General features: G+C 70.8%; 9 protein-coding genes. 4 read left to right on the forward strand and 5 right to left on the reverse strand.

What is annotated here, in order from left to right:
- Window positions 1-90: 90 nt before the first annotated feature.
- The 3 genes from D7X96_RS30995 to D7X96_RS31005 all read left to right on the forward strand — a co-directional run bounded on the left by D7X96_RS30995 (window position 91) and on the right by D7X96_RS31005 (window position 3,605).
- A complete protein-coding gene (locus tag D7X96_RS30995; RefSeq protein WP_121771390.1) occupies window positions 91-1,902 on the forward strand; it encodes an acyl-CoA dehydrogenase in 1,812 nt (603 codons plus the stop codon).
- Between the two features lies 1 nt (window position 1,903).
- Window positions 1,904-2,713 (forward strand): hypothetical protein, encoded by an 810-nt coding sequence (locus D7X96_RS31000; RefSeq protein WP_121722965.1) that lies wholly within the window; start codon window positions 1,904-1,906, stop codon window positions 2,711-2,713.
- Window positions 2,714-2,807: 94 nt separating this feature from the next.
- Window positions 2,808-3,605, forward strand: a complete 798-nt coding sequence (locus D7X96_RS31005; protein ID WP_244219786.1) for a hypothetical protein — start codon at window positions 2,808-2,810, stop codon at window positions 3,603-3,605.
- A gap of 121 nt (window positions 3,606-3,726) precedes the next feature.
- Here the strand turns inward: D7X96_RS31005 and D7X96_RS31010 are convergent, their stop codons facing one another.
- Window positions 3,727-5,940 (reverse strand): M4 family metallopeptidase, encoded by a 2,214-nt coding sequence (locus D7X96_RS31010; protein ID WP_120551266.1) that lies wholly within the window; start codon window positions 5,938-5,940, stop codon window positions 3,727-3,729.
- 259 nt (window positions 5,941-6,199) lie between these two features.
- Between D7X96_RS31010 and D7X96_RS31015 the strand changes: the two genes are divergently transcribed.
- Entirely contained in the window at window positions 6,200-7,378 is a 1,179-nt protein-coding gene (locus tag D7X96_RS31015; RefSeq protein WP_121771391.1) for a DUF1615 domain-containing protein, read from the forward strand.
- Between the two features lie 30 nt (window positions 7,379-7,408).
- Here D7X96_RS31015 and D7X96_RS31020 read toward each other — a convergent pair whose 3' ends face one another.
- The 4 genes from D7X96_RS31020 to D7X96_RS41235 all read right to left on the reverse strand — a co-directional run bounded on the left by D7X96_RS31020 (window position 7,409) and on the right by D7X96_RS41235 (window position 12,514).
- Window positions 7,409-9,031, reverse strand: coding sequence for a fibronectin type III domain-containing protein (locus D7X96_RS31020; protein WP_147468438.1), 1,623 nt, complete (start codon window positions 9,029-9,031; stop codon window positions 7,409-7,411).
- Between the two features lie 160 nt (window positions 9,032-9,191).
- Complete coding sequence (locus D7X96_RS31025; RefSeq protein ID WP_121771393.1) at window positions 9,192-10,703, reverse strand: M16 family metallopeptidase; 1,512 nt, start codon at window positions 10,701-10,703, stop codon at window positions 9,192-9,194.
- Window positions 10,704-10,711: 8 nt separating this feature from the next.
- Complete coding sequence (locus D7X96_RS31030; RefSeq protein WP_120551270.1) at window positions 10,712-12,097, reverse strand: M16 family metallopeptidase; 1,386 nt, start codon at window positions 12,095-12,097, stop codon at window positions 10,712-10,714.
- A 69-nt stretch (window positions 12,098-12,166) separates the two neighbouring features.
- Window positions 12,167-12,514, reverse strand: a complete 348-nt coding sequence (locus tag D7X96_RS41235) for a helicase-related protein (protein ID WP_244219788.1) — start codon at window positions 12,512-12,514, stop codon at window positions 12,167-12,169.
- Between the last annotated feature and the right edge of the window lie 118 nt (window positions 12,515-12,632).

The following is a 12,632-nucleotide window of genomic DNA, read 5'->3' on the forward strand; positions in this document are numbered from 1 at the left end:
CCCGGACGCCGCCCCGGCCACGTCCGGCGGTGAATGCCCCCCGCACGACGACTTCGACGGCCCCATCGCGTCCTGGTAGGGAACCAGGGCATGAGCGTGCCCCGCCCCAACCCCCTGCTGTCGGACCGCGACGTGGACTTCCAGCTCTATGAAGCGCTGGACACCGCCGCCCTCTGCGCGCTGCCTGCCTTCCAGGACCACTCGCGAGACACCTTCGCGCTCCTGCTCGACAGCACCCGCCGCTTCGCCCGCGAGGTGCTCGCCCCCACCTACCGGCCCATGGACGCCGCCCCGCCTGTCTTTGAAAACGGCCGCGTGCGCGTCCACCCGGCCATGCGCTCGCTGTACGCCGGCATGGTCGAACTGGGCCTGCTCACCGCCACCCGCCCTCCCGGCGTGGGCGGACAGCAGCTCCCCCTCACCGTGCACGCCGTGGCCAGCGCCTACCTCATGGCCGCCAACCTGAGCGCCTATGGTTACCTGGGCCTCACGCTCGGCGCCGCGCACCTCCTGGAGGTCTTCGGCACGCCCTTCCTGCACGAGACGTTCATGGCCCGGATGTACCGGGGTGAATGGACCGGCACCATGGCCCTCACCGAGCCCCAGGCCGGCAGCAGCCTCGCGGACGTGAAGACGCGCGCCACGCCCGCGCCGGATGGCACGTACCGCCTCCAGGGCTCGAAGATCTTCATCAGCGGCGGCGACCAGGACTTCACCGACAACGTCGTGCACCTCACCCTCGCCCGCATCGAGGGCGCGGAGGGCGGCACGCGCGGCGTGTCCCTCTTCGCCGTTCCCGCGAAACGGCCCCAGGGCGACACCTTCGTCCCCAACGACGTCCAGGTGGCCGGCGTCATCCACAAGATTGGCTGGAAGGGCCTGCCCAGCCTCGTGCTCAACTTCGGCGAAGCCAATGACTGTCACGGCTGGCTCGTGGGCCAGCCCGGACGCGGGCTCGCGTGCATGTTCCAGATGATGAACGAGGCGCGCATCATGGTGGGCCTCAACGGCGTGTCCACCGCCGCCGTCGCCTACCAGGAATCACTCACCTACGCGCGCGAGCGTCCCCAGGGCCGCCCCGCCGGCATCCGCGACAGCACGCGCGCCCAGTCCCCCATCATCGAACACGCGGACGTGCGCCGCATGCTGCTGCGCCAGAAGGCCATCGTGGAGGGCGGCCTCGCGCTGCTGCTCACCACCTCCACGCAGGCGGACCTCTCCCACCACGCCCCGGAAGAGGCCACGCGCAAGCGCGCGCAGCTGCTGCTGGACCTGCTCACGCCCATCGCCAAGACGTTCCCCGCGGAGAAGGGCTTCGAAGCCAACGCGCTCGCGCTCCAGATTCACGGCGGCTACGGCTACTCCAGTGAGTACCTCCCCGAAGCGTGGCTGCGCGACCAGAAGCTCAACAGCATCCACGAGGGCACCACCGGCATCCAGGGCCTGGACCTGCTCGGGCGCAAGGCGGTGGCGGAGGGCGGCGCCGCGCTCCAGGCGCTGGACGAAGAGGTGCGCGCCACCACCGCCCGCGCCCGCGCCGCCGGGGTGGAGCCCGCGTGGAGCGACGCATTGGAGGACGCGCTCCAGCAGGCCGCGTCCCTCCCCCTGGAGCTGGGCGCGCGCGGCATGGCCGGCGAAGTGGACGTGATGCTCCGCCACAGCACGGACTTCCTGGAGCTCTTCAGCGTGGTGGCCGTGGCGTGGCGCTGGCTCGCGCAGGCCGCCGCCGCGAAGGAGGGGCTGAAGCGCGCGCCCTCACCGGAGGACGCCGCCTTCTACGAGGGCAAGCTCGCCGCCGCGCAGTACTGGTTCGCGGTGGAGGTGCCGCGCGTGCCGCTGCTCGCCCACCTGTGCCGCACGGGCGAGGACTCCTACGCGCGCATGCGTCCGGACTGGTTCTGACATGTCCGTCTCCTTCCACCTGTGCCAGCCTGGCGGAGGCGCGTCCTGCGGCGCCTGCTGCGGCCTCTACAACTTCAAGGACCACTCGCGCGCGGCGCTGACCCGGCGGCTGGAGACGCAGACGGAGCGGCTGTCCCGCACGCCCCACACGCCCGAGGCCTACGCCGACGCCGCGCGAGAGCTCACCGGGAACCGGGGCGCCCCCGCGCTCTTCCCCATCGTGCGGGTGTGTCCCCTGCTGGGCTTCCTGGACGCGGAGCACCAGCGCGTGGGCTGCCTGGGCCACCCCCTGGTGACGGGCGGCACGGACCTGCGCGACTGCGGCGTGTACCGCGCCACCACCTGCGAGACGTTCACCTGTCCGTCCTTCGGCTGGCTCACGGACGCGCAGGCGCGGCTGGTCCAGGCCGCGTGCGCGGACTGGTACCTCTACGGGCTGGTCATCACCGACGTGGAGTTCGTGCGCGGCTGCCTCAAGCTGCTGGAATGGGAGCTGGGAGGCCCCGCGTCGCCGGACGTCCTGCGCGAGCGGCCGGAGTCCCTCGCCGCCGTGCGCCGCCTCTTCGCCCTCAAGGAGATGGCCCCCGGCCGCGACGGGCAGGCCACCGTGTTCGGCCGCTTCACCCATGACACGGAAGGCGAGCCCACCCCGCGCACGCTCGACTACGCGGCGCTGGGCACGCGCGCCGCACCGGAGGACGACGTGGTGCTCTGCCTGGGCTACACGCCCGCGACCGCCCAGGAGCTCGCCGCCGCGAGGCAGCGGGTGCGCGACCACGTGCGCGCCGTGGCGGCCACGTTCCCCGCTTGAGCCTCCGCCATCCAGAAGCCAACACCCTTCCGGCGGCGGGACGCTTGCAACGGCAGGGGGTCATCCGCAGGTTCGCCTGCGGGAGGGTTGGCGGATGGGTGGACGGTGGATGTGGTTGGGGATGGTGGGGCTGTGCTCGCTCGCTTCCGGCTGTCAGGAGCATGACACCGCGGACGCGGTGCCGCCGGCACCGGCGACGATGCAGTCCCGCGACTCCGCGAGCGGCGGGCTGACGGTGCCGGCCACGCCCGCGCTGGCGCAGGGCACGGTGGACAACACCCGGTCCCCAGGAGGCGACGCGCGGCCCACGGCGAACGCGCAGGTGCCCGCGGACACGGCCCCGCCGCCGGGTGCCCGGCCGCTGCCGGGCCCCCGGGTGAACGAGCCCGCGCAGGCAACGACGGCGCAGGCCCCCGCGAACGCTCCGGCCCGTCAGGGCACGGCGGCACCGAACCCGAACGCGAATGTTCAACAGCAGCAGCAGGCCCGGGCCAACCCGGAGGGCACGCCCGCGACGCAGCCGCCCGCCGAGGGCCGGGTGATGATTGGCGCCCAGGCCGTGCAGGCCAGCGACGACGAGGCCTGGTACGAGGGCGCGGCCAAGGCGGCGCAGGCGGCGGTGACGGACACCTCCGCCAACCGGCCGCTGGAGCAGGTCGTCATCGCGTCCAGCACGGTGAGCGGCCGGGTGGCGCGCGTCGGAAAGAACACCCTGCACGTGCGCGACGGCGAGGGCACCGTCTACGAGCTCCAGCTGGACCAGCGCAGCCGGGGCCTCCGCCAGGGCCAGCGCGTGCCCCTCAAGGAGCTGCAGGAAGGCACGCCGGTGCGCGCGCAGTTCGTCCTCATGGGCGGCCGCACCGTCGCGCGCGACGTGCAGGTGCGGCGCTAGCCTCGCGGCACCTCCGATGCCTGAAACGACGACACCCGGGAAGCCATGGTGGCTCCCCGGGTGCCTGTCTTCGTCCCGCGCTCCCTTCACGCGAAGGGAGCCGGGATGGCTGCGGATGCGACTACCAGACCGCCTTGAGCGTCACGCCCGAGTAGGCGCTGTAGCCGCGGATCTTCACGTAGTACTTGCCCGCGGTCGTCTTGGTGATGGCGCACGACTCGTTGTTGCCGGACAGGTACGGACGGCAGTCGTACACGGTGGTCGTCGGCGAGGAGCCGAACTTCACGAACAGGTCCGCGTCACCCGTGCCACCGGAGGTGGTGATGGTGACCTTCTTGTTCGCCGGCACGTCCACGGTGATCCACTCGCTGGTGAACGAGCCGGAGGCGCCGGAGATGCCCGTCACCGGCACGTTGTTCTGCAGCACGTTGCCGCCGCCGGTGCCCGTGGTGAAGCTGCCCGTCAGCGTCACGCCGGAGTAGGCGGAGTAGGCGTTCAGCATCACGTAGTACGTGCCCGCCTGGACGTTGGTGATGGTGCACGTCTCCGCGTTGCCGCTGGCGTACGGACGGCAGTCGTAGGTGGACGCGTCCGGGGCCTCACCGAAGCGCACGTACAGGTCCACGTCACCCGTGCCGCCCGCCGTGGTGAACTTCAGGTTCGTGGCGCCCGCGGGGACGACCAGCGAGTAGTACTTCTTGCTGCCCGTGGCGCCGGACAGGTTCGTCACCGGCGTGCCGTTGGTGATGGGGGTGGAGGTCGGGGGCGGAACCGTCACGCCCACGCCCACCGCTTCCCAGGCCGCCTTCACCGCGTCCTGGTCCGCCTGGCTGTAGCCCAGCGCCGCCGCCGCCTGGATGGTCCAGGCCTTGGCCTGCACGTACGTCGTGCTCGCGGTGTAGAGGTTGGTGTTGGCGTAGTACCAGATCTGACCGGCCTTCTGGACGCCGATGGCCGGCACGACGATGGTGCTCTTGCCGCGCGGGTGCGTGCCACCCTTGGAGAGCAGCGCGAACGCCAGGTTCGGGATGCCGGACGTGTAGTGCACGTCCTGGCCGGAGTAGTCCGGCGCCCAGTCGAGCGACGCGCCGTCCTTGGCCGGGTCGTCCATGTAGCGGAGCGCGTCGTTCGCCGTGCCCGGCGTCCAGACGTCCTCGCCCACCATCCAGACGTCCGCCGCGGTGCTCCAGTTCTTCGACGCGCTCTCGCAGAAGGCGCCGAAGGTGTCGGACATGGCCTCGTTGAGGCCGCCGGACTGGCCGGAGTACGTGAGGTTGGACTCGAACTCCGTCACCGCGTGGGTCAGCTCGTGGACGGTGACGTCCGCGTCCTTGCCCAGCTCGATGGAGTTCACGCCGTCGCCGTCGCCGTACACCATCTGGGTGCCGTCCCAGTAGGCGTTCACGTAGTTGCGGCTGTAGTGAACCGTGCTGATGAGCGCCGTGCCCGCGTTGTTCAGCGAGTCGCGGTTGAAGTGCGTCTTGTAGCAGTCGTAGGTGTAGCCCAGCATGTCGTAGTTGGTGTCGACATGGGAGTCACCGATGGCCGCCTGGCCCTCGCTGCGCTTCAGGGTGCCCGGGGTGCTGGTGCCGTTGTTCGCGCTGTAGACCTTGCGGTTGAGCGCGGTGTGGATCTCCGGAACGCGCAGCACGATGGAGCCGTCCGTCGCGTTCACGTACACGCGGTCGCGCAGCGGCATCTCGGCGGTCTCGCCGGTGACCTTCACCTCGTACGCCAGGCGCAGCGCGCCGTCCTCGGTGCGCACGTACACCAGACGGGGAGAGCCCTGGACCGCCAGGCCCGTGCCCACCGTCGCCTTCAGCGCCGCGTCGCGCGCGGAGGTGCCCGCGATGCGCGGCATGGCGGACAGGTTCAGGCCGTCACGCGCGGAGCCGTTCGCCCCGAACACGGAGCCGTCCGGACGCACGTGCACCACCAGCTCGCCGCCCACGACCTCCAGGCCGTTCTTGGTCTGCGTGAAGCGCAGGTGCTGGTTGCCCTGCTCGTCGAAGTTCGCCTTGCGCAGCACCAGGTCGTCCGGGTTCAGCCGGAACGCCGGCGCCACACCCGCCACCGCCTGGCGGCTCGCGGCCAGCGTCGTCAGCGTCCGCTCCACCCGGCCCAGCTCGCCCCGGATGCTGTCCGGGATGCCGTCCGCGTGCACGCCCAGCACCTGGGCGCCGCCCAGCGCGTTCAGCGTGCTCTGGATGTCCTCGCCCGACTTCTCCTGCTCAGGCGCCTGGACCTCGTCGCCCGTGGAACCCTGCGTACCGCACGCCGTCAGAGCCACGCCCAACCAGGCCGCGCCAATCGTCTTCAACAGTCGATGAGCCAACGCGATACCTCCATGAAGAAACAGCGGGGTGATACGTGACACACTTGAATTCATCAGAGCAACTACTTTTTAGAGAAAGTACGTTTAGTCACTTTCACCCGCCCTGCGGAACAAACCGGGAGAGCCTGAATTGCCGTTATGTAATTTTACGACGGCATTGCCATTCTTCACGGGCTCTCCGCAGGAAACGGAGCCGGCTCCGGGATGTCTCAAAAAAATGTTTCATGAGACGTCTGGCGCCGTGTGTCAGGGGGCTCACATGACGCGGAGCGTGGCGCTGTACGTGGGGGTGCTGCTGACCCTTACGGCCTGCGCGTCACGGGCGCCGGTGGTGACCCAGGTGCCCGCGCCGCCCACGTTGTCGGTGGCGCAGGTGGCGCGGCTCCTGCCGGCGAAGGTGAAGGGGGCGGAGCGCGAGGGCTGGGCGGGCGACGTGCTGGCGGCGCTGGACGCGGAGGACATTCCCGCGGAAGCGTCGGCGGTGTGTCAGGTGCTGGCCGTCATCGAACAGGAGTCCGGCTTCCAGGCGGACCCCGCGGTGCCGGGGCTGCCCAGGCTGGTGCGCCAGAAGCTGGACGGCACGGCGGGGCGGCTGGGCCCCCTGGGACGGCGCCTGCTGGCGGACGTGCTCGCGGCGAAGCCGAAGGGGGCGAAGAAGAGCTTCGGGGCGCGGCTGGACACGCTGCGCACGGAGCGGGACCTGGACCGGCTCTTCCGGGACATGCTGACGTACTACGAGGACGAGTACCCGGCGGCGTACGCGGCCGCGGACCTGGCCAGCTCGCTGTTCGGGCCGTCCTCGTTCGCGGGACAGAACCCCGTCACCACCGCGGGCTCCATGCAGGTCAGCGTGCGCTACGCGGTGGAGAAGGCGGGCGAGGACGCGGATCCGGTGGCCGTGCGCGAGTCGCTCTACACGCGCGCGGGCGGCGTGCGCTACGGCACCGCACGGCTCCTGGGCTTCGAGGCCGCGTACGAGCGGCCGCTCTACCGCTTCGCGGACTACAACGGCGGTGTCTACAGCTCGCGCAACGCGGCCCTGCAGGCCCAGGTCAGCCGGCTCACCGGCGTGGCCCTGGCCACGGACGGCGACCTTCAGCTGTATGACAAGGACGGCGAGCCCCGGGGCGAGGACAGCCAGAGCCTCAAGGCGCTGCTCCTCTTCCGTCAGCGCTTCGCGCCGGAGCTGAGCGAGCGCCGGGTGCGCCGGGACGTGGAGGAGGAGAAGACGGCGGACTTCGAGAAGACGGACACGTACCTGGCCGTGAAGCGCGTGTACGCGAACCAGACGGGAGAGACGCCCGCCTACGCCCAGCTGCCGCAGGTGACGCTCAAGAGCGTGAAGCTGAGCGGGGACCGCACCACCGCGTGGTTCGCGAAGTCGGTGGACGCCCGCTACCAGCAGTGCATGGCCCGCCACCGCCAGACGGCGCGGTAGCGGGCCGCCACGGCCCCGGGCTCCGGCGTTCTACGGCGTGGTGAAGACGGCGCTGAACGTGTCCGCGCTGAACGCGGGCAGCAGCTCCGCGGTGACGTACGGGGCGCGAGAAGGCTCGTAGTACGGCGAGGTGTCCGCCGCGACGCGCACATAGTAGGTCGAGCCGGGCTGCAGCAGGTTCGGCGGCAGGCGGACCTGCGTCCGGTCACCGGGCAGGTAGAAGCGCAGCGTGGGAGTGGCGGCGTAGGTGCTGATCAGCTGGAGGACGGACACCGTGTAGTGCCGGGGCGTGCCCAGGACGGGGGGACGCCAGCTGATGACCGGCTGGTTGGAGCCCACCACGCGCGACACGTAGGCATCCACGCCATCGATGCGCAGCTCTCGCGGCGGAGAGACGGGCGGCTGGATGGGGCTCGCGACCAGGTGGTCCAGCCGGTCGGTGATGAAGATGTTGCCGCTGGGATAGTGGACCCGGCTGCCCATGAAGACAGGCGCCGCGGACCGGAACGAATAGGTCACGGCGCCCACCACGCCCCAGTTGGACGGATAGGGATTGCCGTAGGCCAGCCGGCTCGCGATGACGCCGTTTTCACCGCGCGGCAGCCACAGGTTGAACAGCTCGCCCTGGTAGCCCACCCAGCCGGACTGGTAGCCGAACGGCGCGGGCACCAGCGAAAGCGTGGAGGAGCTGAGCGTGCCCGTGGGGTTCGAGTCCGGGAGCCAGCGGGTGAACTCGTTCAGGCGCCACTCCAGGGAGAAGGGCGTCTGGGTCACGGGCGAAAGCGTGGCCGCCAGCGGCATCGCGGTGGTGCCGTCCGGCGTGAACGAGAACGACGGCAGGCGCGCGCTGCGCAACAGCGTCTGGTACGCCAGGGTCCCGCCGCTCGGCAGCGTCCCGGCCACGACGGAGTTGAGCTGGTTCACGTAGACGCGGTCGTTCTTCGACGCGTCCAGCACGGGCGCCCCGTAGCCGGTGCTGATGAACGCGTAGGCGCCCGGGTCGACGTAGGACGTGTCGCCCTCCCCGGGCTCCATCGAGTAGGACAGCGTGCTGTACAGGTCCACGTCCGCGCTGATGAGCTGGAGGGCGGTGCCCTGCTGGGAGGTGGACGTGTAGTACTGCCAGGGCGCCAGGTTGTAGAGCGCCGCCAGGGCGGGGGTCTCCGTCATGGGCACATAGACAGCGTCCGGACGGCCAATGCGGTTGACGCCCAGGTCGAAGCGGCGCTCGCGCGTCAGGTAGAAGAACCGGTTCGAGCGCAGGAAGTACTCGCCGTCCGGCACGTTGTCGAAGCGCAACCCTCCCGCCACCGGCGTGCCCGTGCGACGGTCGAAGTCCACGCCGTTGGGGATGAGGATCTCCACGTCACGGCCAGCCATGTTCTGGGGAACGACCGTCACCCCGGCGCTGGAGTGGAAGCGCGTGTCCGCCGTCACCAGCACGGACGTGCCCGCGTCCACCGGGCCCGTGCCCGCGTCGGCCTCACCGCAGCCCGGCAGCATCTCCTCGTTGGAGATGTCCGCCGCCCCCTCGCGGGGGTCCCGGGTGAATTCGGGAGGGTTCACCTCCTCGTAGGGAGGAGCGGCTTCCCCGCAGCCCAGCCAGGCCGCGCAGGTGGGGACGAGCAACAAAGACAGACGTCGCAAGAACATGGTGACCCTTCGTGACAGGCAGTCGGCAATCATTGTCGGGTCCCGGCCCCGACCTGACGCCGCCACCTATACGCGGAGGGTCTGACTTCCTTGATATTTACTTTTCGGCGGGTAATTCCGGTGGGCGCATTTCCAGACCTGCACCCACCTGCGTCTGGCTTCAGCGGCCCGGCGCCGCCGGAGGGGCGAAGCGCTTGTCGGAGATCTTCATCTCCGTGACGGGGCCGTACTTCCGGGCCACGTCGCGCAGGGCCTCCGCCTTGCCAATGAGGACGAACGTCAGGTCCTCCGGGGCGGGCAGGACGCGCTGGAGCACGGTGCGCACACCGTCGCGGCTGGCGGCGGACACGTCCCCCGCGAACCCGTTCACGTCCCGGGCGTCCAGGCCGTAGAAGGCCAGCTCCGACAGCTTCATGGCCAGCTGCTCGCCGGTCTCCAGCGTCGGGGGGAACTGCCCCAGCACGTACGCCTTGGCGGAGGCGAGCATGGCGTCATCCATGCCCTCCTGGCGGTAGCGCGTCAGGACATCCAGTGCCAGGTCGATGGCACGGCCCGTGGAAGCCGTCTGGGTATAGGACGTGAGGACGACGGTGCCGGGCTGGAGGTGGGACTGCAGCGAGGAGCGCGCACCGTAGGTGAGGCCGGTCTTCACGCGCAGCTCGGTGTTGAGCAGCGAGGTGAAGCGGCCGCCCAGCACGGTGTTGCCCAGCTCCGCCACGACGCGGTCCGGGTCGGTGCGGCGGATGCCGGTGTTGCCAATGGCGAAGTACGTCTGGGTGGCATCCGGCTTGTCCACCAGCAGCACGTGCCGGCCCTTCGTGGGCGCGGTGGCGGGCACGGTGGGCAGCGGCTGTGATGCCTTGGCCCATCCGCCCAGCGCGGACTCCAGCTTCGCGGCGAGCAGCTTCGCGTCGAAGTCCCCCACCACGGAGAGGATGAGCCGGTCCGCGCCCAGGTTCGCCTTCGCCCAGCCCAGGACGTCATTGCGGCTGATGCCGGGCAGTGACGCCTCGCTGCCCACGGCGGATCCGCCGTACGGGTGCGCGGGGAAGTGGAAGGCGTTGAAGTACACGCCGATGAGCGCGCGCGGGTCGCCGTCCTTGGCGGAGGCGATCTCGGACACGCGCAGCGCGCGGGCCTTCTCCAGCTCCTGCGCGTCGAAGCGCGGACGCACCAGCATGTCCGACAGCAGCTCCACCATCAGGGCGGTGTCGCGGGACTGGAAGCTGCCGTTGAGGACCAGCCCCTCGCGTCCGGGCACGACCTCCAGCTCGCCGCCCACGCCGTCCACGGCGTCCGCGAACTGCTGGGCGTTGCGGGAGCCGGCGCCCTTCTGCAGCAGCTCTGCGGTGAGCGCGGCCAGGCCCTCCTTGCCCGCGGGGTCGGTGACGGCGCCGCCCCGGAGCCACGCGCTGAAGGACACCAGCGGCAGCTCGTGCTTCTCCACCAGCAGCAGCCGCACGCCGTTCTTCAGCGTGACGGAGGTCGTCTCCGGCAGCGTCACGCCCTTCGTGGACAGCGGGGCGGCGGGCGCCGGAGTGGCCGGAGCGGACGCGGCTTGCGGCTCGGCCGGAGGCGGCGTGGGCGAAGGGGTGGGCGCGGGCGCGGTCGCGCACGCGGAGGTGAACAGCAGCGCGGCGAGCGCGGAGCGCAGCGAACGGGGAGACATCATGGGAGCACTCATCGCGCGGCCTCCTTGCTGGCCGGGGCTGCGGCGGGGGCCGTGGTGGGCACGAGCCAGCCCACGGTCCGGTGGTCGTTGTTGAAGATGCGGGCGGCCAGCGCCTTCACGCCGTCGCGGGTGACCTTCTCGTAGCGCGCGGGCGTGTCGAGCAGGGCCTTCCAGTCGCCCCGGAAGGTGGCGGCGTTGCCCAGCTCGCGGGCGCGGCCGCTGTTGGTCTCCAGCTTGCGCCAGAAGGAGGCCAGGGCGACGTTGCGCGCCTTCTTCAGCTCCGCGTCGCTGACGCCGTCCTTCACCACGCGGGCCAGCTCCGAGGTGAGCAGCGCCTCGGTCTTCGCCAGGTCGCCGCCCGGCGGCAGGTCCACGTAGAACCACGTGAGCGACGGGTCGAAGCCACCCGCCGTGGTGCCCCGGACGCGGATGGCCACGCGCGCCTCGTCCACGAGCTTGCGGTGCAGGCGCGACGAATCGCCGTGGGTGAGGATGAGGCCCAACAGCTCCAGCGTCTCCGCGTCCGGGTCGTTGGCGGCGAGGCCGTGGTAGGCGACCTGGAGCAGCGGGGACTGGGCCAGCTTCTTCACGACGATGCGCCGCTCGCCCTGCTGTTCGGGTTCCTTCGTGCGCACGGGCTCCGGCGCGGGCTGTGAAGGGATGGTGCCCAGCGTGGCCTCCACCTGCTCGAAGACGCGGGCGGGGTCCAGGTCGCCCGCGAGCACGAGCGTGGCGTTGTTGGGGGCGTAGTACGTCTTGAAGTACTGCTGCAGGTCCTCCATCCGCCAGGACTCGATGTCGGACGGCCAGCCGATGACAGGAATCTGGTACGGGTGCGCGACGAAGGCGGTGGCCTGCATCTGCTCCTGGAGCGCGCCGCCGTTGTCGTTGTCCACGCCGGAGCGGCGCTCGGAGTAGACGACGCCGCGCTCGGACTCGATGACCTTGGGGTCGAAGGCGAGCGACTGGAGCCGGTCCTGCTCCAGGTCGAGGATGAGGGGCAGCGCGGACGCGGGGAACCAGTCCAGGTAGACGGTGACGTCCTCGGAGGTGAAGGCGTTGTTGGAGCCGCCGTTGGCCTCCATGACGCGGTCGAACTCACCGGGGCCGTACTTCTTCGCGCCGTTGAACATCATGTGCTCGAAGAAGTGGGACAGGCCGGTGATGCCGGGGCGCTCGTTGCGGCTGCCCACGCGGAACCAGTTGGCGAGCGCCACGTTGGGGATGTCGTGGTCCGGCCAGACGATGACGGTGAGCCCGTTCTTCAGCGTGCGGGCCTGGATGTTGGAGCCCGGCTTCGCGACGGCGGAGGGCTCGGAGACGGCCTGGGCCCCGGCCTGGGGCGCACCCAGGAGGGCCAGACAGGCGAACCACGACAACGGCGGACGGAACATCCTTGCTCCTGGGGAGGGACCACGGCGGCGCCCGGGAACGGGCGGCACCGCACCCTATTCCAGGTGGGCTCAATCCTCCCGGATTCCACCAAAGCGCAGCAGGCCCAGCAGTTGCTCTGGAGACAGCGCGGCGGCCCCGTCCGCCTCCGACAGCAGGCTGTCCGCCAGGTCCCGCTTCTGCGCGTGGAGGGCCAGGATGGCCTCCTCGATGGTCCCTTCCGACACGAACCGGGACACGGTGACGGGGCGCGTCTGCCCGATGCGGTGGGCCCGGTCCGAGGCCTGGTCCTCCACCGCGGGGTTCCACCATGGGTCCAGGTGAAGGACGTGGTCGGCGCCGGTGAGGTTGAGCCCGGTGCCGCCCGCCTTGAGCGAGATGAGGAAGAGCGCGCCCGCCCCTCGCTGGAAGGCCTCCACGCGGGCCTGCCGCTCCGCCGTGGGGTCCGCCCGTCCAGGTACTGGAACGCGATGCCCCGGGCATCGAGCGCTTCGCGCACCAGGGCCAGATGGCGCACGAACTGGCTGAAGACAAGCG

The organism is Corallococcus interemptor (assembly GCF_003668875.1).
GTDB classification, from domain to species: domain Bacteria; phylum Myxococcota; class Myxococcia; order Myxococcales; family Myxococcaceae; genus Corallococcus; species Corallococcus interemptor.

Coding starts and splice junctions, on each gene's coding strand:
- D7X96_RS31030 (WP_120551270.1), bottom strand. CDS start 12,097: ATGTTCCGTCCGCCGTTGTCGTGGTTCGCCTGTCTGGCCCTCCTGGGT.
- D7X96_RS30995 (WP_121771390.1), top strand. CDS start 91: ATGAGCGTGCCCCGCCCCAACCCCCTGCTGTCGGACCGCGACGTGGAC.
- D7X96_RS31015 (WP_121771391.1), top strand. CDS start 6,200: ATGACGCGGAGCGTGGCGCTGTACGTGGGGGTGCTGCTGACCCTTACG.
- D7X96_RS31000 (WP_121722965.1), top strand. CDS start 1,904: ATGTCCGTCTCCTTCCACCTGTGCCAGCCTGGCGGAGGCGCGTCCTGC.
- D7X96_RS31005 (WP_244219786.1), top strand. CDS start 2,808: ATGGGTGGACGGTGGATGTGGTTGGGGATGGTGGGGCTGTGCTCGCTC.
- D7X96_RS31025 (WP_121771393.1), bottom strand. CDS start 10,703: ATGATGTCTCCCCGTTCGCTGCGCTCCGCGCTCGCCGCGCTGCTGTTC.
- D7X96_RS31020 (WP_147468438.1), bottom strand. CDS start 9,031: ATGTTCTTGCGACGTCTGTCTTTGTTGCTCGTCCCCACCTGCGCGGCC.